This window comes from Marinobacter maroccanus (genome assembly GCF_002933275.1).
Lineage (GTDB): Bacteria > Pseudomonadota > Gammaproteobacteria > Pseudomonadales > Oleiphilaceae > Marinobacter > Marinobacter maroccanus.
Window position 1 is genome coordinate 61,630 of the sequence record NZ_PSSX01000010.1, and the last position, 22,775, is coordinate 84,404.

At 60.1% G+C, this 22,775-nt stretch carries 19 protein-coding genes; 9 read left to right on the plus strand and 10 right to left on the minus strand.

Annotated features, from left to right (window positions below):
• Nucleotides 1-21: 21 nt before the first annotated feature.
• From KEHDKFFH_RS12315 to KEHDKFFH_RS12345, 7 genes are all read right to left on the minus strand, one after another.
• On the minus strand, nt 22-597 hold the full coding sequence (locus KEHDKFFH_RS12315) for a peroxidase-related enzyme (protein WP_104322195.1): 576 nt from the start codon (nt 595-597) through the stop codon (nt 22-24).
• A gap of 143 nt (nt 598-740) precedes the next feature.
• Entirely contained in the window at nt 741-1,649 is a 909-nt protein-coding gene (locus KEHDKFFH_RS12320) for a hydroxymethylglutaryl-CoA lyase (protein WP_104322196.1), read from the minus strand.
• Nucleotides 1,649-3,658 (minus strand): acetyl/propionyl/methylcrotonyl-CoA carboxylase subunit alpha, encoded by a 2,010-nt coding sequence (locus KEHDKFFH_RS12325; protein ID WP_104322197.1) that lies wholly within the window; start codon nt 3,656-3,658, stop codon nt 1,649-1,651. Before KEHDKFFH_RS12325 ends, KEHDKFFH_RS12320 begins: the two co-directional genes overlap by 1 nt.
• A 2-nt stretch (nt 3,659-3,660) precedes the next feature.
• Nucleotides 3,661-4,467 (minus strand): enoyl-CoA hydratase-related protein, encoded by an 807-nt coding sequence (locus tag KEHDKFFH_RS12330; protein WP_104322198.1) that lies wholly within the window; start codon nt 4,465-4,467, stop codon nt 3,661-3,663.
• Nucleotides 4,468-4,481: 14 nt separating this feature from the next.
• Nucleotides 4,482-6,089 carry a carboxyl transferase domain-containing protein gene (locus KEHDKFFH_RS12335; protein ID WP_064227313.1) on the minus strand — a complete coding sequence of 536 codons (1,608 nt, stop codon included), beginning with the start codon at nt 6,087-6,089 and terminating at the stop codon, nt 4,482-4,484.
• A 207-nt stretch (nt 6,090-6,296) separates the two neighbouring features.
• Nucleotides 6,297-7,466, minus strand: a complete 1,170-nt coding sequence (locus KEHDKFFH_RS12340) for an isovaleryl-CoA dehydrogenase (RefSeq protein ID WP_104322199.1) — start codon at nt 7,464-7,466, stop codon at nt 6,297-6,299.
• 29 nt (nt 7,467-7,495) lie between these two features.
• Nucleotides 7,496-7,939, minus strand: coding sequence for a MerR family transcriptional regulator (locus tag KEHDKFFH_RS12345; protein ID WP_064227315.1), 444 nt, complete (start codon nt 7,937-7,939; stop codon nt 7,496-7,498).
• Between the two features lie 104 nt (nt 7,940-8,043).
• Here KEHDKFFH_RS12345 and KEHDKFFH_RS12350 point away from each other — a divergent pair, with 104 nt between their 5' ends.
• The 4 genes from KEHDKFFH_RS12350 (at nt 8,044) to KEHDKFFH_RS12365 (ending at nt 13,038) form a co-directional block, all read left to right on the plus strand.
• Nucleotides 8,044-8,805, plus strand: a complete 762-nt coding sequence (locus KEHDKFFH_RS12350; protein ID WP_104322200.1) for an SDR family NAD(P)-dependent oxidoreductase — start codon at nt 8,044-8,046, stop codon at nt 8,803-8,805.
• A 24-nt stretch (nt 8,806-8,829) separates the two neighbouring features.
• On the plus strand, nt 8,830-9,981 hold the full coding sequence (locus tag KEHDKFFH_RS12355) for an acyl-CoA dehydrogenase family protein (protein WP_064227316.1): 1,152 nt from the start codon (nt 8,830-8,832) through the stop codon (nt 9,979-9,981).
• A gap of 158 nt (nt 9,982-10,139) precedes the next feature.
• Nucleotides 10,140-11,321 (plus strand): thiolase family protein, encoded by a 1,182-nt coding sequence (locus KEHDKFFH_RS12360; protein ID WP_104322201.1) that lies wholly within the window; start codon nt 10,140-10,142, stop codon nt 11,319-11,321.
• A 379-nt stretch (nt 11,322-11,700) separates the two neighbouring features.
• On the plus strand, nt 11,701-13,038 hold the full coding sequence (locus KEHDKFFH_RS12365) for a sodium-dependent transporter (protein WP_104322202.1): 1,338 nt from the start codon (nt 11,701-11,703) through the stop codon (nt 13,036-13,038).
• On the opposite strand, the gene KEHDKFFH_RS12370 is transcribed toward KEHDKFFH_RS12365, so the two are convergent.
• A complete protein-coding gene (locus tag KEHDKFFH_RS12370) occupies nt 13,025-14,941 on the minus strand; it encodes a sigma 54-interacting transcriptional regulator (protein ID WP_104322203.1) in 1,917 nt (638 codons plus the stop codon). The two genes, KEHDKFFH_RS12365 and KEHDKFFH_RS12370, sit on opposite strands and share 14 nt — an antisense overlap.
• A 302-nt stretch (nt 14,942-15,243) precedes the next feature.
• Here KEHDKFFH_RS12370 and KEHDKFFH_RS12375 point away from each other — a divergent pair, with 302 nt between their 5' ends.
• Genes KEHDKFFH_RS12375 through cynS form a run of 4 tightly spaced genes read left to right on the plus strand, consistent with a single transcriptional unit; the run spans nt 15,244 to nt 18,947 of the window.
• Nucleotides 15,244-16,665, plus strand: a complete 1,422-nt coding sequence (locus tag KEHDKFFH_RS12375; protein WP_104322204.1) for an ABC transporter substrate-binding protein — start codon at nt 15,244-15,246, stop codon at nt 16,663-16,665.
• A 2-nt stretch (nt 16,666-16,667) separates the two neighbouring features.
• On the plus strand, nt 16,668-17,495 hold the full coding sequence (gene ntrB, locus KEHDKFFH_RS12380; protein WP_104322205.1) for a nitrate ABC transporter permease: 828 nt from the start codon (nt 16,668-16,670) through the stop codon (nt 17,493-17,495).
• Nucleotides 17,496-17,550: 55 nt separating this feature from the next.
• Nucleotides 17,551-18,477, plus strand: coding sequence for an ABC transporter ATP-binding protein (locus KEHDKFFH_RS12385; protein WP_104322206.1), 927 nt, complete (start codon nt 17,551-17,553; stop codon nt 18,475-18,477).
• 26 nt (nt 18,478-18,503) lie between these two features.
• On the plus strand, nt 18,504-18,947 hold the full coding sequence (gene cynS, locus KEHDKFFH_RS12390; protein WP_104322207.1) for a cyanase: 444 nt from the start codon (nt 18,504-18,506) through the stop codon (nt 18,945-18,947).
• A 456-nt stretch (nt 18,948-19,403) separates the two neighbouring features.
• Here the strand turns inward: cynS and KEHDKFFH_RS12395 are convergent, their stop codons facing one another.
• Both KEHDKFFH_RS12395 and ilvG read right to left on the minus strand, forming a co-directional pair.
• Nucleotides 19,404-19,682 (minus strand): ACT domain-containing protein, encoded by a 279-nt coding sequence (locus tag KEHDKFFH_RS12395; RefSeq protein ID WP_104322208.1) that lies wholly within the window; start codon nt 19,680-19,682, stop codon nt 19,404-19,406.
• On the minus strand, nt 19,679-21,379 hold the full coding sequence (gene ilvG, locus KEHDKFFH_RS12400; RefSeq protein WP_104322209.1) for an acetolactate synthase 2 catalytic subunit: 1,701 nt from the start codon (nt 21,377-21,379) through the stop codon (nt 19,679-19,681). The genes KEHDKFFH_RS12395 and ilvG overlap by 4 nt, the downstream gene beginning before the upstream one ends.
• Before the next feature lie 311 nt (nt 21,380-21,690).
• On the opposite strand from ilvG, the gene KEHDKFFH_RS12405 reads away from it, so the two are divergent.
• Nucleotides 21,691-22,773: an efflux RND transporter periplasmic adaptor subunit gene (locus tag KEHDKFFH_RS12405; RefSeq protein WP_104322210.1), complete on the plus strand. Its 1,083-nt coding sequence runs from the start codon at nt 21,691-21,693 to the stop codon at nt 22,771-22,773.
• Nucleotides 22,774-22,775: the final 2 nt, after the last annotated feature.

Below are 22,775 nucleotides of genomic sequence, written 5' to 3' on the forward strand. Positions count from 1 at the left end.
GCGAGCAGGGTGGTTTACCTGCTAGCGACTCTGACTGTGATATTCCGGGTTAGGTTGCATATCGCTGGCTATCGCCACGCGGTTGGACATGTTGTAGAAACCGATCAGGTTGCTGAGATCCCAGATGCCGCGGTCGCTGAGACCGGCATCCCGCAGGGCCTGGATGTCGTCTTCGGTGACGGTGGCCGGTGAGCGGGTAAGGTGGGAGGCAAAATCCAGCAGGGCCCGCTGACGTTTGTCGAGTTTGGCGCTGCGGTAGTTCATCACCATATGCTCACCCAGCTGGGGATCGCCGCTCAGGACCCGTACGGCGGCGCCGTGGGCAACCAGGCAGTAGAAGCATTTGTTCTCTGAGGAGACCACCACGGCGACCATTTCCCGCTCCAGTTTAGAGAGTTCACCTTCGCCAAGCATCAGCTCGTTGTACAGGCGGGTGAAACCTTCCAGTTGTTTGAGGTTCTGGCTGTAGGCCGTGAGTACGTTCGGGATCATGCCCAGCTTTTCCTGGCAGATCTGGAAGTACTTCTGGGTGTCCTCTGGCATCTCGCTGATCTCCGGGATGGGGAGATCCAGGGCGACTACGTTTTTCTTGCTCATTCTTGGCTCCTAGCCTTCTTGTTCGGTGCTTTGGCGGGCGGGAACAGCTTCCCAGGACACGCTGTAAATACGTCCCTGTAAGCTTGACTGCAGCATCCATGCTGCAGACAGTCCTGGGAAGCTGTTCCCGCCCGCCAATTTGATCATTGGCAGTTGCCGCCGAGTGCCTGGCCGACTTTGGAACCGTTGTGGCGGTTCAGCTGGCCACAGATCCAGTCGCCTGTGGCGACCAGCTTTTCAAGATCGACGCCGGTTTTGATGCCAAGGCCCTTAAGCAGGTATAGCACGTCTTCGGTGGCGACGTTGCCCGAGGCGCCTTTGGCGTAGGGGCAGCCGCCGAGGCCGGCGACGGAGGCATCGATGACGCTGACGCCTTCTTCCAGCACCGCATACAGGTTGGCCAGTGCCTGGCCATAGGTGTCGTGGAAGTGGGCTGCCAGCTTTTCCATGGGCACATGGGCGGCAACGGCTTCGAGCATTCGCTTGGCTTTGATCGGGGTGCCCACGCCGATGGTGTCGCCCAGAGAGATTTCGTGGCAGCCCATGTCGTACAGGGCTTTGGCCACGCTGGCCACCTGTTCCGGGGCGATGTCGCCTTCGTACGGGCAGCCCATGACGGTGGAAACGTAACCACGCACGGGGATGCCGTATTTGCGGGCTTCTTCCACCACCGGGGCGAAGCGTTCGAGGCTTTCGGCGATGGTGCAGTTGATGTTCTTTTTGGTGAAGGATTCGGACGCGGCGCCGAACACGGCCACTTCGTCGGCCTTCGCTGCCAGTGCCCCCTCAAACCCTTTCAGGTTCGGGGTGAGGGCGGAGTAGCGAACGCCAGCCTTGCGATTGATGCCGGCCATCACCTCGGCGGCGTCGCCCATTTGTGGCACCCATTTCGGGGACACGAAGCTGGCGGCCTCGATGTGGCTCAGGCCGCTGTCTGCCAGGCGGTCGATCAGCCCGGTTTTGATGGCGGTGGCGATCACCGGGCCGGGCTCGTTCTGGAGTCCGTCCCGGGGGCTCATCTCAACCAGGCGAACCTGTTTGGGAAAGGCCATCAGCCTGCCTCCTCTTGTTTCGCTTCAGGGTCGTTCACCTCAATGGCAATCAGTTCGGCACCTTCGGAAACCTGGTCGCCTTCGGCGAAGAAGATCTCGGTGACCACGCCGTCGGCCGGGGCCTTGATGGCGTGTTCCATCTTCATGGCTTCCATGATCACCAGGCTTTGGCCGGCGGTTACCTTGTCGCCGACCTTGGCCTGCACGGCCACGATGGCGCCGTTCATGGGCGCGGCCAGGCTGCCGTCGCCGGCCATTTCCTCGAAGCCGTAGCTTTCCTTGTACACGTTGCAGTTGAAGGTATCGCCTTCGTAGAACAGCACCAGCTGGTCGTTGTGCAGGTTGCCGTGGATGCTGATGCGGTGGCCGTTGATGACCGCCTGCAGATAATCGTCGTCCAGGCGGGCGGTGAGGTTGTAGACGCTGTCGCCCACGTACACCTGATAACGGTCATCCCGCTCAAGCACCTTGAGGTCGTGAATCTCTTCACCGACCTGCAGCTGCAGTGGCTGGGCGTACTCGGAGTTCATGCGCCAGCTGTTCTGGCGGCCAAATGGCGACCAGGGGTCGGTGCTGACCACTTCCCGGGATTTGCGCTGCTCCAGAACGAAGCCGGCGGCCAGGACGAGGGCTTTGTGGGTATCCAGCTTGGATTTCGGGAACAGCAGTTCCCGGTGGTCATCAATGAAACCGGTGGTCAGGTCTGCTTCCCGGAACGGCTGGGCATCGGCCAGGGCGTGCAGGAACCGGATGTTGGTTTTCACGCCGGCAATGCGATAATGCTCCAGGGCCTGGACCATGCGGTTGATGGCCTGGTCGCGGGTTTCGTCCCACACGATCAGCTTGGCGATCATGGGGTCGTAGTGGATGCTGATGTCGTCGCCTTCGGTCACACCGGTGTCGACCCGCACGTGGGCGCTTTCATCCGGAGTGCTCAGGTAACGCAGGTTGCCGGTGGCCGGCAGGAAGTCCTGGTCCGGGTCTTCGGCGTAAATCCGCGCTTCCAGGGCGTGGCCCCGGGTTTTCACCTGGGACTGTTCCAGCGGCAGGGCATCACCCCAAGCCACTTTCAGTTGCCACTCCACCAGATCCTGGCCCGTCACCATCTCGGTAACCGGGTGCTCCACCTGCAGGCGGGTGTTCATCTCCATGAAGAAGAAGGAACCGTCCACGTCGTACAGGAATTCGACGGTGCCGGCACCCACGTAGTTGATGGCCTGGGCGGCGCGCACGGCGGCCTCACCCATGGCCTTGCGAGTGTCTTCGCTCAGGCCGGGGGCCGGGGCTTCTTCCAGGACTTTCTGGTGGCGGCGCTGCACGGAGCAGTCACGCTCGGCCAGATACACGCCCTTGCCATCCTTGTCGCAGAACACCTGAATTTCCACGTGCCGTGGCTGGGTCAGGTAGCGTTCGATCAGCATGTCTGGGTTGCCAAAGGCGTTCTGGGCTTCCCGCTTGGCGGCGGCCAGGGCGTCGTCGAATTCGCCCATGTTATTTACCACGCGCATGCCCTTGCCGCCGCCACCGGCAACGGCCTTGAGCAGCAGCGGGAAGCCGCATTTCTCGGCTTCGGCCCGCAGGGTTTCCACAGACTGGTCGTCGCCATGGTAACCGGGCACCAGGGGTACGCCGGCTTTTTCCATGATGGCCTTGGCCGCAGATTTGGAGCCCATGGCGGCAATGGCCGAGGAGGGCGGGCCAATGAAGACAATGTTGTTGGCTTCGCAGGCTTCGGCGAACGCGGTGTTTTCCGAGAGGAAACCGTAGCCCGGGTGAACGGCCTGGGCGCCACTCTGCTTGGCAATCTCGATGATCTTTTCAGCCCGCAGGTAACTCTCGGAGCTGGGTGCAGGGCCGATGTGGAAGGCTTCGTCGGCCATGGCCACGTGCCGTGCATTGGCGTCGGCCTCTGAATAGACGGCGACAACGCGAATGCCCATGCGGTGGGCGGTTTGTATGATCCGGCAGGCGATTTCGCCCCGGTTGGCGATCAGTATCTTGCTGAACATTGTTATTCTTCCTCCGGAACCCAGTTGGCCTTGCGCTTGTTCAGGAAGGCGCTGAGCCCTTCCTGCCCTTCTTCACCCACCCGGATATCCGCGATGCGGTGTGCCGTGTCGTCAATCACGTCGTCGTTGATGGGCTTGTGGCTAACGGCGAATACCAGGTCCTTGGCGGCTTTCATGGCCTCGGGCCCGTTCATGGCCAGTTGCTGGAGCATGTCGTTGCAGCGGGCTTCCATGGCTTCGACATCGTCACAGACGATGTGTACAAGGCCGTATTCCTGAGCCTGCTTTGCGGTGAACACTTCGGCGGAGATGAAATACCGCCGGGCCTGGCGCTCGCCGATGGCGCGCACCACGTAGGGGCTGATCACCGCCGGAATCAGGCCGAGCTTCACTTCACTGAGGCAGAAGCTGGATTTCTCGGTGGCAATGACGATGTCACAGCAGGCGGCAAGGCCCACCGCGCCGCCGAAGGCAGCGCCCTGTACCAGGCCGATCACCGGCTTGGACAGATGGTTGAGTACGTTCATCAGCCGCGCCAGTTCCCGGGAATCGTCCAGGTTTTCCTGGCGGGAGTTCTCGGCCATACGGCGCATCCAGCCAAGGTCGGCCCCGGCCGAGAAGTGCTTGCCTTCGGAGCGCAGGATCACGACCTTAACGCTGTTGTCGGCATTCACCTCGGTGAGGGTGCTGATCAGTTGCTGGATGATCACGTCGTCGAAGGCGTTGTGCTTGTCGGGGCGGTTGAGAACCACCTCGGCAATGCCTTCGGATCGGTGTCTGAGCAGAACTGCGGATTCGTTGTCTGTCATGTCAGTCTCCCCGATTACATCCGGAACACGCCGAAGCGCGTTGGCTTGGCGGGTCGGTTAAGGGTGGCAGACAGGCTCAGGGCAACCACTTCGCGGGTCTGGGCCGGGTCGATGACGCCGTCGTCCCAGAGGCGAGCACTGGCGTAGTAGGGGTGGCCCTGGTGTTCGTAGGTGTCGATGATCGGCTGCTTGAATTCCGCCTCTTCCTCGGCGCTCCATTCCTGGCCCTTGCGCTCCATGCCTTCGCGGCGAACGGTGGCCATAACGCCGGCGGCCTGCTCGCCACCCATGACGGAGATGCGGGCGTTGGGCCACATCCACAGGAAGTCGGGGCTGTAGGCGCGGCCGCACATGCCGTAATTGCCCGCCCCGAAAGACCCGCCGATCAGCACGGTGATCTTCGGTACGTTGGCACAGGCCACGGCCATAACCATCTTGGCGCCGTGCTTGGCGATGCCTTCAGATTCGTATTTCTGGCCGACCATGAAGCCGGTGATGTTCTGCAGGAATAGCAGCGGGATGTTGCGCTGGCAGCACAATTCAACGAAGTGGGCGCCTTTCTGGGCGGCTTCGCTGAACAGGATGCCGTTGTTGGCGATGATGCCCACCGGGTAGCCGTGAATGTGGGCAAAGCCGGTCACCAGGGTCTGGCCGTAGTAGCGTTTGAATTCGTCAAACTCGGAACCATCGACAGTGCGGGCGATGACGTCGCGCACGTCGAACTGCTTGCGCAGGTCGGTGCCAACGATGCCGTAGATTTCTTCGGCGTCGTACAGCGGTGCCTTAGGCTTGCGGATTTCCACATCCGTTGGCTTGCGACGGTTCAGGTTGGAGACGCTGCGCCGGGCGATTTCCAGGGCGTGAGCGTCGTTCTCGGCGTAGTGGTCGGCAACACCGGAGATTTTACAGTGTACGTCGGCGCCACCGAGGTCTTCGGCGGTCACTACTTCACCGGTGGCGGCTTTCACCAGCGGCGGGCCGGCCAGGAAGATGGTGCCCTGGTTGCGGACGATAATGGATTCGTCCGCCATGGCGGGCACGTAGGCGCCACCGGCGGTGCACAGGCCCATAACGACGGCAATCTGCGGGATGTCGTCGGCGGACATGCGGGCTTGGTTATAGAAGATGCGGCCGAAGTGGTCGCGATCCGGGAAGACTTCGTCCTGGCGGGGCAGGTTGGCGCCGCCGGAGTCGACCAGGTAGATGCACGGCAGGCGGTTCTGCAGGGCGATTTCCTGGGCGCGCAGGTGTTTTTTCACGGTAAGCGGGTAGTAGCTGCCGCCTTTTACGGTGGCGTCGTTGGCGATGATCATGCATTCGGTGCCGGAGACGCGGCCCACGCCGGCGATCACGCCTGCCGCGGGGACTTCTTCATCGTAGACGTTGTAGGCGGCGAATTGGCCGATTTCCAGGAACGGGGAGCCGTCGTCCAGGAGGCGGTTGATGCGCTCTCTGGGCAGCAGTTTGCCACGGGCGATGTGGCGTTCCTGGTAGGAGGGGCCGCCGCCTTGCTGGATGGTGGAAACTTTGTCTCGCAGGTCGGCTACGGCCTGGGCCATGGATTCCTGGTTGGCCTGGAACTCTTCGGACCTGGGGTTAATCTTGCTTTGCAGTATTGTCATGGTTTTGACTTCCTGACCTCGGGGAGTCGGGGCCGGTGGCAGGGCAGTCCGGGAACCGCTACGAGCACATCCATGTGCGCTTGTTTCGGGCCATCCATGGCCCTCTACATTCCCGGACTGCCCTGCCACCGCCCCCTCCGTCACACTTTGGGTGCTGGCTTCCTTAGAACCGTAAAAGGCCTCGGGAGCCGGTGGCGTGAAGCTGTTTTACTTGTTCAGGTACAGCTCGCGGCCGATCAGCATCCGACGGATCTCGGACGTACCAGCACCGATTTCATACAGTTTGGCGTCGCGAAGCAGGCGGCCTGTCGGGTATTCGTTGATGTAGCCGTTACCGCCGAGCAGCTGGATGGCGTCCAGGGCGATTTTGGTGGCCATTTCGGCGGAGTAGAGGATCGCGCCGGCGGCGTCTTTACGGGTGGTTTCCGCGCCGCGGTCGGCGGACATGGCAACCATGTAGACGTAGGACTTGGCGGTGTTCATCCAGGTGTACATGTCGGCGACTTTGCCCTGTACCAGTTCGAACTCGCCAATGGCCTGGCCAAACTGTTTGCGCTCGCGGATGTAGGGGACGACGACGTCCATGGCGGCTTGCATGATGCCCAGCGGGCCGCCTGAAAGAACGAGGCGTTCATAGTCAAGGCCGCTCATAAGGACTTTGGCACCGTTGCCAACGCCGCCAAGGACGTTTTCCTTGGGTACTTTGCAGTCCTGGAATACCAGCTCACAGGTGTTGGAGCCGCGCATGCCGAGTTTGTCGAGTTTCTGGTGGCGGCTGAAGCCCGGGGCGTCGCGTTCTACGATAAAGGCGGTTACGCCTTTGGAGCCGGCCTGGGTGTCGGTTTTGGCGTAGATCACGTAGGTGTGTGCGTCCGGGCCGTTGGTGATCCACATTTTGTTGCCGTTGAGGACGTAGTGGTCACCGGCGTCTTTGGCGCTGAGTTTCATGGAGATAACGTCGGAGCCGGCGTTGGGCTCGGACATGGCCAGGGCGCCAATGTGTTCGCCACTAACGAGTTTTGGCAGGTATTTCTGTTTCTGCTCTTCGGTGCCGTTGCGGTGAATCTGGTTTACACACAGGTTGGAGTGGGCACCGTAGGAGAGGCCAACGGAGGCGGAGGCACGGCTGATTTCTTCCATGGCAATCACGTGCGCCAGGTAGCCCATGTCGGAGCCGCCGTATTCTTCGCTCACGGTGATACCCAGCAGACCCATGTCGCCCATTTTCCGCCACAGGTCCATGGGGAACTCGTTGTTGCGGTCAATTTCCTCGGCGCGCGGTGCGATTTCGGAAGCAGCAAAGCCGTTGATCTGCTCGCGGAGCATATCGAGGGTTTCGCCGAGGCCGAAGTTGAGCTCTGAGTACTGTGATTTCATCGTTGGCTACCTTTGATTTCTGTCATTCATTAGTTTTCAGCGGTCTGCCTGGCTTCTTCTTTTACCGGGGCCTGCTGTTTCTTTTTCTTCTGCAGCTCTGCCAGGGCTTCTCGGCACCGGGCTTCAGCTGTATCCATTTCCATTTCTGCCTGGGCAATGTCGTTTTTCTGCTGTTCCAGCTGAGCCCGTTTATTTTCCAGGATGGTCAGCATTTTCAGCAGCTGTTTTTCATTGCCACTAAGGGTTTCGTCCCACAGGTCGAATAATTCTTTGGTTTCCGCCAGGGAAAATCCCATTCGCTTGCCGCGGAGAATAAGCTTTAGACGCACTCGATCCTTTGAGCTGAAGATCCGTGTCTGCCCGCGCCGTGTGGGCCTGAGCAGCTCTTGATCTTCATAGAAACGAATGCTCCGGGTTGTCACGTCGAACTCTTTTGCGAGCTCACTGATGCTGTATGTCTTTTTAATGTCCATTGGGATTTCCTTTTTAGACTTAGGTTAGATAAAGTTTACGTAAACGTAAAGTAGTTTTAGGGTCCGATTTTTAACAAACAGAATCCTGAAAAGGGGAGTGAACGATGGAATTCAAAAATGTGGCAGCCATTGTAACAGGCGGTGCTTCCGGACTGGGCGAGGGTGCGGCGCGGGCACTGGCCGCTGCCGGCTGCAAGGTCGCTGTTCTGGATCTTCAGCAAGAGCAGGGTGAAAAGGTGGCCGCGGATATCGGCGGCATTTTCCTGAAATGTGATGTCAGTTCCCCGGACAGCGCCGAAGCGGCCATCACTGCCGCCCGGGAGGCCCACGGCCCCTGCGGTATTGCTGTTAACTGCGCCGGTATTGCCACGGCCTCGAAGATTCTGGGCCGCGAGGGCGTGATGCCGCTGGAGAACTTCAGCAAGGTTATCCAGGTCAACCTGATTGGTACCTTTAACATCCTGCGCCTGGCGGCAGCGGACATGGCCCAGCGTGAACCCAACGCCGATGGTGAGCGCGGTGTGATCATTAACACTGCTTCGGTAGCCGCCTATGAGGGCCAGATTGGCCAGGCGGCCTACAGTGCTTCCAAGGGCGGTGTGGTATCGCTAACCCTGCAGTCGGCCCGTGAGCTGGCTCGCGAAGGCATCCGTGTAAATACGATTGCACCGGGCCTGTTCATGACACCCATGATGGCGGGTATGCCAGAGGAAGTTCAGGAGGGCCTGGCCGCCACGCTGCCATTCCCGAAACGCCTCGGCAAGCCAGAGGAATTCGGCATGATGGTGGACCAGATGGTGCGCAACCCGATTCTCAACGGCGAAGTGATTCGTCTGGACTGCGCGCTTCGTATGGCGCCCAAGTAAAGCATTCAATTGCAGGAGACATACATGACCGTGTCTGTTGATAAAGAAGAACTGGGGATGTTCCGGGATTCCGTTATCAAGGTCCTGGAAAAAGAAGTGACGCCGCACTACGAAGCCTGGGAGAAGTCCGGGCTGGTGCCCCGCGAGCTCTGGAACACCCTGGGCGACGCCGGGATGCTGTGCGTGGATGTGCCTGAAGAGTGGGGTGGCATTGGTGCACCTTTCCAGTTCTCCGTGGTGGTGGGTGAAGAACTCGCCCGCATGGGATTCGGCGCGCTGTCCACGAACGTGATGGTCCATTCGGACATTGTGGCTCCCTACCTGAGCCACATGGGCAATGAAGAGCAACGGCAACAGTGGCTGCCCAAGCTGGTTTCCGGTGAAGCCGTTGGCGCCATCGCCATGACTGAACCCGGCGCCGGTAGTGACCTGCAGGCGATCCGCACCAGCGCGGTCAAGGATGGTGATGAGTACATCCTGAACGGTTCCAAGACCTTCATCACCAACGGCCAGCACGCTGACATGGTCATCGTCGCCGCGAAAACCGACCCGAAAGCCGGCGCCCGCGGCATCAGTCTGTTCCTGGTGGATACCTCGCTGCCGGGCTACAGCAAAGGCCGCAACCTGGACAAGATCGGCCAGCATTCCGGGGATACTTCCGAGCTGTTCTTCTCTGACATGCGCATCCCGGCTTCCGCACTCCTCGGTGAAGAGGGGCAGGGTTTTGTTTACCTGATGAAGGAACTGCCCCGGGAACGTCTGGTGATCGGTGCGCTGGGCGTAGCTGCCGCCCGTGGCTCCCTGGACCTGACCATCGCCTACGCCCAGGAGCGGGAACTGTTCGGCCAGAAACTGGCCCAACTGCAGAACACCCGTTTCGAGATCGCCCGCATGGAAACCGACTACCGGGTGAACAAGGCGTTCGTGGACCAGTGCATCGACCAGTACGACCTGGGCGAGCTGGACGCACCAACCGCCTCCATGGCCAAGTACAGCGCCACCGAAATGCAGTGCCGCGTGGCCGATGGCTGTTTGCAGCTGTTTGGCGGTTACGGTTACACCACCGAGTACCCGATTTCCCGGGCCTTTATCGACGCGCGGGTGCAGCGCATTTACGGCGGCACCTCGGAAGTCATGAAAGAAATTATTGCCCGCTCGGTACTGGGCAAGGCCTGAGGAAGGCAACTCGAATGCTCGGGGTCCGAGCAGGGGCAGCCTTTCCGGGACTGTCTGCAGCATGGATGCTGCAGTCGAGCGTACAGGGACGTATTTACAGCGTGTCCCGGAAAGGCTGCCCCTGATCGGGCCCTCCACCCAATCAGGAGGACAACAAAATGAACAGCAATGATGTGGTAATCGCAGGCTCAGCAAGAACCCCCATGGGCGGCATGATGGGCTCCCTTAGCTCCGTGCGCTCCCCGGACCTGGGCGCCATCTCCATCAAGGCCGCTATTGAACGCTCCGGCCTTCAGCCGGCGGATGTCCAGGAAGTGATCATGGGCTGCGTGTTGCCCGCCGGCCTGGGCCAGGCTCCGGCCCGCCAGGCGTCCCGCGCTTCCGGCATTCCCGACAGCTCCGGCTGCACCACCATCAACAAGATGTGCGGCTCCGGCATGCAGGCCGTGATCATGGCCCACGACCAGATCAAGGCAGGCACCAACAACATCATGATCGCCGGCGGCATGGAAAACATGAGCCAGGCGCCGTACCTGCTGCCCAAGGCCCGTGCCGGCATGCGCATGGGCCACGGCCAGGTGATGGACAGTATGTTCCTGGACGGCCTGGAAGACGCTTACGAAGGCGGCCTGATGGGTGTCTTCGCCCAGCGCACCGCTGACAAATACGACATCAGCCGTCAGGCCATGGACGAATTCGCCATTGCCTCCCTGCAGAAATCCCTGGCGGCCATCGAGAACGGCTGGTTCCGGGACGAAATCGTTCCGGTAACCGTATCCGGCCGTGGCGGTGACACCGAAGTCGACACCGACGAGCAGCCGGGCAATGCCAAGCCGGAGAAAATCCCGCACCTGAAGCCGGCCTTCGCCAAAGACGGTTCCGTGACTGCGGCCAACTCCAGCTCCATCAGCGACGGCGCATCCGCCCTGGTACTGGCCTCCGCCGCCGAAGCCGACGCCCGCGGTCTGACACCCCAGGCCCGCATCGTGGCCCACGCCACCCATGCCCGCCTGCCGGCCGAGTTCACCCTGGCGCCCATCGGTGCCATCGAGAAGGTGCTCAAGAAAGCCGGCTGGAGCGTGGACGATGTGGATCTCTTCGAGATCAACGAAGCCTTCGCCGTGGTTACCCTTGCGGCCATCAATGAGCTGAAACTGCCGGCTGACAAGGTGAACGTCCACGGTGGCGCCTGTGCGCTCGGCCATCCGATCGGCTCTTCCGGTTCGCGGATTATCGTTACTTTGATCAATGCCCTGAATCAGCGTGGACTCAAGCGTGGTGTTGCTTCGCTGTGTATTGGTGGTGGCGAGGGGACTGCTGTTGCTATTGGGTTGATCTGATTGTTTCTCGCGTAGCCTGCCTGTTTAGGGGCGGGCTTGCGGGGTGGCCGGTGGAGTTTTTCTTGGAAAAAGAACTCGCTTCGCTCAGACACCTTTTTCCGGCGAAAAATCCACCGGCCACCCCGCGCCGAGATACCCATGAGGTATCGCGAGTTAATACCCCCTTGGATTCCCTGTAACCTTGTAGGTTGGATTAGCCGCAGGCGTAATCCAACAGATTTTGTCTAATCCAATCTGCGAACTTTTGTCGGATTACGCTTCGCTAATCCGACCTACCGCCGGCCAGCCCCCCCCAAGTTGATATCAGTCATGCGGCCAAGCCCATGATTTGCTAGCCTTCAATGCATTGAAAGTCCCCGGCATTGGAGAAAGAACCCCCGTGCGAAAGCGCCACGAATTTATTGAGGAATCCCGCAAGCAGTGGAGCTCCGAGCCTGCATTTGTGGCCTCCATGGCCGCAGCGGCTGTGGGGCTGGGGAACCTGTGGCGGTTTCCGTACATGGTGGGGGAGAACGGTGGTGGCGCTTTTGTGGTGGCTTATCTGCTGGCGCTGATTGTGGTGGTTTTGCCCATCATGATTCTGGAAGTGTCGGCCGGCCGGCTTTCCAAGGGCAGCACGGTTCAGACCTACCGGCAGGTGAACCGCTTCGGGGTGGTTTACGGGTGGTTTGTGGTGCTCATCACCATGGCCATTACCAGCTATTACCTGGTGATTACTGGCTGGACCCTGGGTTATGCGGTGGATGCCGCAACAGACAACCTCCGGGTGTTTGGGGATTTTACCGAGGGGTATAACTCGCTCTGGTATTTCTTCGCCGTGACTGTGCTGGCGGCAATCATCCTGGCCAAGGATGTGACGGCCATTGAGCTGATGTCGAAGATCCTGATGCCGGTGTTGATCATTGTGATGATCGGGCTGGTGATTTTCGCCAGTCGCACACCCGGTTGGGAGCAGACCAAGGATTTCTTTTTCCAGGTGGACTGGAGCCGGTTGGCGGACGGCAAGCTGTGGGCGTTTGCGTTCGGGCAGGCGTTCTACACGCTGGCGATTGGTCAGGGCTACCTGGTGACCTATGGCAGTTTTATCCCCCGGCAGACCCACGTGCCCCGGGCCTGTCTGATTGTTGCAGGTACCGAGACCAGTGTGGCGCTGCTGGCGGGCTGGATGATCTTTCCGTTTGTGTTCAGTCTTGGCATGGAGCCAACGGAGGGCAGTCAACTGGCGTTTGTGACCATGCCGCGGGTGTTTGAGGATATGGCTGGCGGCTATTGGGTCGGTACGCTGTTTTTCAGCCTGTTTTTTATGGCGGCGTTCAGTTCCAGCCTGGCTGGACTGAAGGTGATGATTGCGGCGGTGGCGGAAGAGTTTCGGCTCAGCAATGGCAAGGCTGTGAGTCTTGTCACTCTTGTCATGCTGGTGCTGGGCACGGCATCCGCGCTGAGCTTTACGCCGCTGGAGTGGAACATTGCCGGGGAGCCGGTGCTGGATGTGATCGACCGGGTGGCCGGCGGTAATGTGATCATCTTTTCCGGGGTGTTGGGGGCCGCCATGTTCTGCTGGTTCATTCCGCCCGAGAAGATCCGGACGGTACTGGGCACCCAGAGCCGCTGGTGGGAATGGCGTATGTACCTGGTTGGTCGCTACCTGCCGCTGGTGATGCTGATCTGGATTGTGGTGACCTACGCCCTGAACCAGGTGGGCATCACTCCGGCCTGACCTGGAATGCCCTGGGTTCGATCTTCAGCTTTTTCAGGCGCGAGGTCAGGGTGGTGGGTTTGATGCCCAGCATGGCCGCCGCGCCGTCATCCCCGAAGACCCGGCCACTGCTCATGGTGAGGGCTCGTGCCAGATTCTGTTTTTCCAGCTCCCGCAACTCCTGTTCCGTCATCAGTTCGCCGCTGTAATGCCTCGCCGGGGGCGCTTCTGCCCTGCTGGACCGGGCTGCTGAATCCGGCCCCGGCAGGTCCAGATCCAGCCGGCCGTCGGCGGTGATTACCTGGCGTTCGATCACATTCTCCAGCTCCCGCACATTCCCGGGCCAGTGGTAGGCTTTCAGGGTTTCCATATCTCGCTCTCTCAGGGCCAGCTGCGGCCTGTTGAACTTCTGGCAGGCCCGGTTCAGGAATTCCTGCGCGAGGATGGGGATGTCTTCCAGCCGCCGGCGCAAGGGCACGGATTCGATGGGGAAGACGTTCAGGCGGAAGTAGAGGTCTTCCCGGAAGGTTTTTTCCTGAACTTCCGATTTCAGGTCCCGATTGGTTGCGGCAATCACCCGAACATCTACCGCCCGGGTGTGGTTCTCGCCCACGCGCTCGAATTGCTGATCCTGCAGAACCCGGAGCAGTTTGCCCTGAAGTTCCAGTGGGATTTCGCCGACTTCGTCCAGGAACAGGGTGCCGCCATCTGCCAGCTCAAACCGGCCCACGCGATCGCTTACGGCGCCGGTGAAGGCACCCTTGATGTGGCCGAAGAACTCGCTCTCGAACAGATCCTTGGGGATGGCTGCACAGTTCACCCGAATCAGGGGCCGGTCCCGTCGGCTGCTGGACTGGTGGATGGCGCGGGCAATCAGCTCCTTGCCTGTGCCTGATTCGCCGGTGATCAGCACGTTGGCATCGGTGGGCGCCACCATGCCGATCCGCCGTACGATGGCTTTGATCGCCTCGCTCTGGCCGAATATTTCGTGGAAGTGGTACTCGGCGCTGAGTTCTTCCTGCAGATAGGCGTTCTCCATTTCCAGCCGATGTTTGAGAGTCTCTACTTCTTCCAGCGCTTTCTGCAGTTCTTTCTGGGCTTCCTGGCGGGCAGAGATATCCCGGAACACCACCACCGCGCCCACCGGATGCCCGTTGTCCAGAATCGGTGTGCTGGTGTATTCCACAGGGAAGCCGCTGCCATCCTTGCGCCAGAACCAGTCTTCGCCGACGCGCTTCACGCTGGCGTCGCGGAAGGCGGCGTATATCGGGCAGTCCTTCAGGGGGTACAGGCTGCCATCGGCATGGGAGTGGTGCACCACGCGGTGCAGTACCCGACCCATAAGCTCGTCAATTCGCCATCCCAGCATGCGCTCGGCTGCGGGGTTTGCAAAGGTGCCTCGGCCCTCGGCATCCACCCCGTAAATGCCTTCCCCGACGGCATGCAGGATCAGCTGGTTTTCCCTTTCCATGTCCTTGAACAGCTCTTCCACTCGACGCCACTCAAGCAGGCCGCCCCGGTGGTAGTGGTTGGCATCATGGCGCTCTCGAAGGGTACGAAGCTGGCGGCGGTCGCGTAGTAACAACAGCACATTCTGGGATTCCGCTTCGCCGACCCGGGAAGAGGAGATTTCCAGCTCCACGGTGTGGCCGTCCCGGTGCTGGAGGAAGAAATCCCGGCTCCAGCCGTGGCTGCGAAACAGGGTTTCTTCGGTGAAGGCGATCAGTTGCGGACGCTGGTCTGTGAACAGATGGGTGCAGGGCGTGCCGACGAGGGATTGCCGGTCGGTGCCGATCATCCGGCCCATGGCGCTGTTGGCCGAAAGAATCAGATCCCGGGCAGCGTCCACTAGTAGGGCCGCTTCTGGCAGGTGGTTAATCCAGTTGCCGGTGATTTCAGGGCGAATGATGGCTTCGGTGTTCATGGCGATTTCCTGAGTCCGTTCCCAAAGGAAGAAACAAACCCTGTGCCAACTACGAAAAATCGCAGTCCGGGCTACGAAAAATCGTGAATTACGAAATGTCGTAGCTCTTCTGTTTTCAGGCTTCTCTTTCCTAATGCTTTAAAAACAATGGGTTAAAAAAATAACCGCACTTGGCATAAACCCTGCGATACCTCTTCCAGAACGCGTAGCCGACCAGGCCCTTTTTCAGGCCTCGGGCCCGAGCCGCAACTTTGTTGCACCGCAAGAGTGCAGAAATAACCATTAATTCAGGAGAGTGCCCCATGACCACGAAAAGCCTTGGAAATCCGTTTGACGGTGACAAGTCCCTGATTCACGCAAAGACCTGCGGCTGCCCCGAGTGCAAACCCGGCGACAGCGCCCCGTCCATTTCCCTCGATCTCAAGCCCTCGGCCGGCCAGCAGGCAGTAGCCGACGAGCATCTGGATTCTGAAGCGATGATGGATCGCGCTATCGAAGGTGCGGTGGTGCGTTCGGTGTTTGGTCACAATGAACACAGCCGGCGTGCATTCATGAAAATGATGGGTGCTGGTACCGCAGCGGCGGTTCTGGGCAGCGTGTTCCCGATGGAGAAAGCCAAAGCCGCGGTGAAGGAATCCCTGGGCAAGCTTGAGAAGACCAAGCTGAACGTCGGTTTTGTGCCGATCACCTGTGCCACGCCAATCATAATGGCTCACCCCATGGGTTTCTATGAGCGCTACGGCCTGGATGTAACCGTGACCAAAACCGCCGGCTGGGCGGTAGCCCGGGACAAATCCCTGGCCGGCGAGTACGACGCGTCCCACATGCTCACGCCCATGCCCCTGGCGATGACCATGGGCGCCGGCTCCACACCGGAACCGTTCATCATGCCGGCGGTTGAGAACATCAACGGCCAGGCTATCGTTTTGCACGTGGACCATAAGGACAAGCGCGACCCGAAGCAGTGGAAAGGCTTCAAGTTTGGCGTGCCGTTCGAGTATTCCATGCACAACTTCCTGTTGCGCTACTATCTGGCTGAGAACGGCATCGACCCGGACAAGGACGTGCAGATCCGTGTGGTACCGCCACCCGAGATGGTCGCCAACCTGCGTGCCGGTAACCTCGATGGTTACCTGTCTCCGGATCCGTTCAACCAGCGCGCCGTGTGGGAGAAGGTGGGCTTCATCCACATGCTCACCAAGGACATCTGGGAGGGCCACCCGTGCTGCGCCTTTGCCTGCAGCCAACAGTTCGCCACCCAGAATCCGAATACCTACGGAGCTCTGCTACGCGCCATCATCGACGCCACCCAGTACTCCAACAATCCAGATAACCGAAAGGAAATTTCCGAAGCGATCGCGCCCAAGAACTATCTGAACCAGCCGGTACCGGTGATCCAGCAAGTTCTGACCGGCTACTACGCCGATGGCCTTGGCGAGGTAAAAGACGTGCCGGACCGAATCGACTTCGACCCGTTCCCCTGGCACTCCATGGGTGTGTGGATCCTCACCCAGATGAAGCGCTGGGGTTATATCGAGGGCGACGTCGACTACAAGGGCATCGCCGAGCAGGTCTACCTGGCGGGCGAGACCGGCAAGATCATGGAAGAGCTGGGCTACAGCGCTCCGGACAAGACCTACAAAACTCACACCATCATGGGCAAGACGTTCGATTCTGATCGTGCAGAAGAGTATGCACGCAGCTTCGACATTGGGAGGGTGTAACCATGGCTTCCCTGAACGTTCGAGCAGCACTGCTGTCGGTTTCGTTCCTGATTCTGGCCCTGGGGCTCTGGGAAATGGCAACCCAGCCCCCGGAGGCCCAGACAGGGCTGACCGAATACGAAATGCTGATGGGTGGAGTGGAGCAGGAATCCCGCGTGCCGCCACCCTCGGCGGTGATCAAGCTGGCCTGGGCGGAGCTATCCGACCCCTTCTACGATGCCGGCGCCAACGATAAGGGTATCGGCATTCAGCTGGCCTATTCGGTGTACCGGGTGCTGACCGGGTACCTGGCGGCCATGGCCATCGCGCTGCCCGTGGGCTTCCTGATCGGTATGTCGCCGCTGATGTACAAGGCCCTGAACCCTTATATCCAGGTGCTGCGGCCTATTTCACCGCTGGCCTGGATGCCCCTGGCCCTGTTCATCATCCAGGATTCCGATGCTTCGGCGATCTTCGTGATCTTCATCTGCTCGATCTGGCCCATGTTGCTGAACACCGCCTTTGGTGTGGCCAACGTGAGGCAGGACTGGGTAAACGTGGCCCGCACCCACGAACTCGGTCCCCTGCGCACCGCCATTACCGTGATCCTGCCGGCCGCCGCCCCCACCATCCTGACCGGTATGCGCATTTCCATCGGGATTGCCTGGCTGGTCATCGTGGCTGCAGAGATGCTCGTGGGCGGCACCGGCATTGGCTACTACGTGTGGAACGAGTGGAACAACCTGGATCTGGCCAGTGTGATCTTCTCCATCCTGATGATCGGGGTGGTGGGCATGCTGCTCGACCTGGCCCTGGGCAAGGCCCAGAAACTGGTGGAATACAACGAATGAGCGGTCCGGCACCGGTTACCGGTGCCGGCCTCAACCCTCCGAATGGAGACCTGTTATGAGTAAATCATTCCTGGAAGTAGATGGCCTGTCCAAGGTGTATCCGGATGGCCAGGGCGGTGAGCTGACCGTCTTCGAGGATATCCGCTTTGCCCTGGAGAAAGGTGAGTTCGTTTGCATCATCGGCCACTCCGGTTGCGGCAAATCCACCATCCTGAACGTACTGGCAGGCCTGGACGAAGCCAGCGCCGGCAACGTGGTCATGAACGGCAAGGAAATCAAAGGCCCCGGCCTTGAGCGCGGCGTGGTGTTCCAGAACTACAGCCTGTTGCCCTGGAAAACCACATTGAACAACATCGTCTTTGCCGTGCGCGCCCGCTGGCCCGAGTGGTCCAAGGACAAGGTGAAGGAGCACAGTGAGCGCTATCTGAAAATGGTGGGCCTGGACCATGCCCTGAACCGGAAACCGTCCCAGCTATCCGGCGGCATGCGCCAGAGGGTGAGTATCGCCCGGGCCTTCGCCACCCAGCCGGAACTCCTGCTGCTGGACGAACCCTTCGGCGCATTGGATGCGCTCACTCGAGGTGTGATTCAGGACGAGCTGGTGAAAATCTGGGAAGAAACCCGCCAGACCGTGTTCATGATCACACACGATGTGGATGAAGCCATTCTGCTCTCCGACCGAATCTTTCTAATGTCCAATGGCCCCAACGCCCGCATCGCCGAAAGCGTGAAAGTTGATATCCCGCATCCGCGGGCCCGGGCCACCATTTTCCAGAACCCGGCCTACCACAAAACCCGGGACTACCTGGTGGACTTCCTGGTCAACCGAAGCGGCTCGGCTCTGCCGGAAAAAGACGGTACCCCGAAAATCGTGGAACCCGCCCAAGGCGTTGCCCAGGCAACGCCAGCGTCTGCCGACGCTGAAACCGAATCCGACTCCGAATCCGAATCTGACACTGCCGCCCGTGCGGTGAATGCCTGACGTAAAACCCAAGAGAGGAAAAAGCCATGATGAACAAAGAGCTGATGACCGCCAAAATCCTGGAAGCCAAGGTGTCCAAGGGCATGACCTGGGAAGCCATCGCCGAAACCATCGGTATGTCCCCGGTGTTCACCACCTCAGCGGCCCTGGGTATGAACAGCCTCACCGAGGACAAGGCCTTTGCCCTGTGTGAAGTCCTCGACCTCGACAAGCCGATAGCCGAAGCCCTGCAGGTCTGCCCCAAAAAAGCCTGGGACGGTGCTGTTCCCCAGGATCCGCTGATCTACCGTTTGTACGAAGTGGTGGGTGTGTACGGCGATACCATGAAAGAACTGATCCATGAAAAATTCGGCGACGGCATCATGAGTGCCATTGATTTCACCATGGACATCGAGAAGGAAGAGAATCCGAAGGGCGACCGTGTTGTGGTTACCATGAACGGGAAGTTCCTGCCTTACAAAGCCTGGTGATTTAGAGGTGCCCGCCTTTGTAGCCTGTGGGTTTAGGGGCGGGCTTGCGGGGTGGCAGGTGGATTTTTCTTGGAAAAAGAACTCGCTTTGCTCAGACACCTTTTTCCGGCGAAAAATCCACCTGCCACCCCGCGCCGGCGTGCAACACGGGTTCACCGGTTTAAGGATTTTTGTGCTTTTGTAGGTTGGATTAGCCGCAGGCGTAATCCAACAAATTTTGTCGGATTACGCTTCGCTAATCCGACCTACCAAATATTCCCCTCAGAAATATCCTTTCTGCCCGTCGGTAGGGGGTGGGGGTATCTTTTCTGACAGGGAAAAGATGTCTGAGCGCAGCGAGTTGTTTTCCCCGAAGAAAAGATACCCCCACCCCCGTACCTGCCCGCCAAATCTCAGGCTACAAAAAGACCACGCCCGCCAAACCTCAGGCTAGGAAAGGACGATACCCCCAAAGTCTCAGGCCGAACGAGACCGGGCCACAGATCCAGCCGCGAGGGCAACCTCGGCAACCGTGTGAAGCTTTTCCAGTTGCGACTGCAACATGGCAATTGGCCGGGTGCCTTCCAGAGTCAGCGCGATATCCAGATGCTCGCCGGCGGTTTCCACCGCCATGGTGGCGATCCGGAACCCGCGGATGCGGACCACCTGGCACAAGCGCTCCAGGGCGGCGGCTTCGTGGGTCATTCGGCAGTTGATGGTGTAGTTGGGCGTTGTGGGCTGGCTTTGCGGATTCATGCGACTTGCTCCTTGCTGGCTTTGGCGGTGCGGGCGGTTTCGTCGATCATGTCTGTGTTGCTGGCGCCGGGTTTGACGATAGGCCATACGTTTTCTTCACGGCTGATGGCAACGTGCAGCAGCATCGGGCCGTTGTAGGCCAGGATGGTTTCGATGCCGCGGCGGATCTGGTCGGTGCGTTCGATGTGCAGGGCCGGGATGTCGAAGGCCCGGGCCATGGCGACGAAGTCGGGGTTGTCGTCCAGGTTTATCTGGCTTTCCCGGTTGTTGTAGAACAGTTCCTGCTGCTGGCGGACCATGCCCAGGCACTGGTTGTCCATGACGATCAGTTTTACCGGCAGGTTGTAGCGGCGGATGGTGGCCAGTTCCTGGGCGTTCATCATGAACGAGCCATCACCGGTTACATTGATGACGGTACTGTTGCGATCCGCAAACTGGGCGCCGATGGCGGCGGGCAGGCCGAAGCCCATGGTGCCGAGGCCGCCACTGGTGAGGTGGTGGCGCGGATGATCGAATTCGTAGTGCTGGGCCACCCACATCTGGTGCTGGCCAACATCGCAGGCGATCACGGTGTCGTCCGGGACAATCCGGGAGAGCTGGCGGATGAAGGCCGGGCCGGTAATTGGGGCCATCGGATCATCGTTGTCGGCCGCATGGAAGCCGCCGGTGGTGTAACAGGTGCGGCACTGTTTCTGCCACTCACTGATAGCCAGTGGGTCGGCCTGCAATGCGTCCGCCAGTGATGTCAGTATGTCGTTCAGGTCACCGCGGATGGCCAGGTCGGCGTCGCGCAGTTTGTTGATTTCGGCAGCGTCGGCATCGATGTGAATCATCCTGGCGTTGGGCGCAAAGCCGTCCAGCTTGCCGGTGGCGCGATCATCCAGGCGAGCGCCGATGACCAGCAGCAGGTCGCACTCGTCGACGGCTTTGTTGGCAGCCCGGGAGCCGTGCATGCCCAGCATGCCGAGGTTGTAGGGATTGTGTTTGCCGGGGTTGCCGATGCCCTTCAACGTCACAACCGCTGGCAGGGCGGAGGATTCGGCAAAGGCCCTGAAGCTGCCCTCGGCGTGGGCCAGGCTGATGCCACCGCCACTGTAGAGCAGGGGCTTGCGCGCGGCGTGCAGCATCGCCAGGGCGTCCGTCAGGTCTGCATAAGCTGTTTCACGGGGCTCAGGCCGGGGGAAGGGCGCATCGGCCGCTTCGGTCAGCAACAGGTCTTTGGGGATATCAATCCAGACCGGGCCGGGGCGACCGCTCTGAGCCAGGTCGATCGCCTCTTCCATGATCGCGGGCAGGCTGTCGGCATCGTCGATCAGGTAGCTGTGTTTAACGATGCCAAGGGTCATGCCCAATACGTCGGTTTCCTGAAAAGCGTCGGTGCCGATCAGGCCCGAGGGAACCTGGCCGGTGATCACCAGCATGGGAATGGAATCCCGGTGGGCGTTGGCCACGCCGGTGATCAGGTTGGTGGCACCGGGGCCGGAGGTGGCGATGCAGACGCCCAGCTTGCCACTGGCCCGGGCGTAGCCGTCGGCGGCCAGGGCACAGCCCTGTTCATGGCGGCACAGCACGTGCTCCACGTCCACATCGTCCACCAGCGCGTCGTAGAGCGGCATGATGCAGCCGCCCGGATACCCGAAAACCGTGCTGATGTTGTGGCGGTGGAACGCTTCAAGAATGTGCTGTGCGCCGTTCATGGTCGTTTTTCCCTTTTCTTTTGCCGTAAAAAAAGAAACCCCCGGGACCTTTCGGTGCCGGGGGTTTCTGGTGTCTTGTCAGGTTTGTCGCTATCTCACCCGCTTGTCCACGCAGAAGCCCCCGGACGGTACCACGACCACCAGGACAAGCTTCACAAGGACAATCACTGCGTTGAGATTCATAAAATCGACAGTCTGCTCTGAATTCGTAAAAAGATTCTGTGTAGAATCTACCCCACGTTTTTATACGGATGCAACCGTTAATTGCCGGTTTTTCTGCCAACCTTCGATTCAGGAACAGTGAGCATTCAATGACGAAAGCAAAATGGGGTTCTCTCGGGCTGTCACTTCTGATCGTGATCGCGCTGGTGGTCTGGATGGCGACCGGTGAGGTGAAGGTGGCCAGTGATGAGGCGCCGGAGCGTCAGGACAACGGCGAGGACCAGCTCACAAGTGTACAGGTGGAAACCCTGGCAGCACGGCTTTACGAGCCGGGTCTGATGCTTCAGGGTCAGTTGGAACCCTGGAGTTCGGTGATGCTGAGTGCCCAGGTGCCCGGGCGGGTGGAATCCCTGGCAGTGGGGCTTGGAGAGCAGGTCCGGGAAGGTCAGACATTGCTGACGATTGCCGATGAAGGACGGAGCGCAGCCGTTTTGCGCTGGCAGTCCCGGGTTCGAAAACTGGAAGCGGACCTTTCAGCGGCTCGCCGGCTGCGGGCCAGCAATCTCGCGGCGGAATCCGAGGTGCTGACACTGGAAAGTGAACTGGCTGCGGCCAATGCCGAGCTGACCAGCGCCCGGCAGGCCATCAGCCATCTCACTCCCGAGGCGCCTTTTGACGGCATCATCAACAGCAAGTCGGTGGATACCGGCGACCTGGTGCAGGTGGGTTCCCCCCTGTTTCAGCTGGTGAGGGTGGATCGCCTTAAGGCGACCGCGCAGATTCCCCAGCAATCGGTGGGCGATGTGGCGCCCGGCCAGGCAGTTCGCGTGGATTTGCTCGATGGCAGCCGTCTTTCTGGTGTGGTGACCTTTGTGGCCAGTGCCGCCTCGCCCGAGACCCGGAGTTTTGCGGTTGAGATCGCGGTGGAGAATCCGGATCGAAAACGGGTGGCCGGTGGCAGCGCCAGCCTGCGTGTGGCATTGCCCGAGGTAAAGGCGATGTTTATCTCACCCGCCTACCTGTCCCTGGGTGATGACGGTCGCCCGGGCGTCAAGTACGTGAACGGTGAGAACCGTGTCGAGTTCGGTGAAGTGAAACTGTTGAGTGTATCCACCGACGGCGCCTGGGTGACCGGCTTGCCGGATGAGATCCGCCTGATTACCCGGGGCGGTGGTTTCGTAAGCACCGGTGAACAGGTTGTGCCGGTCGACGCCGCCGAAGACAGGGGCTAGAC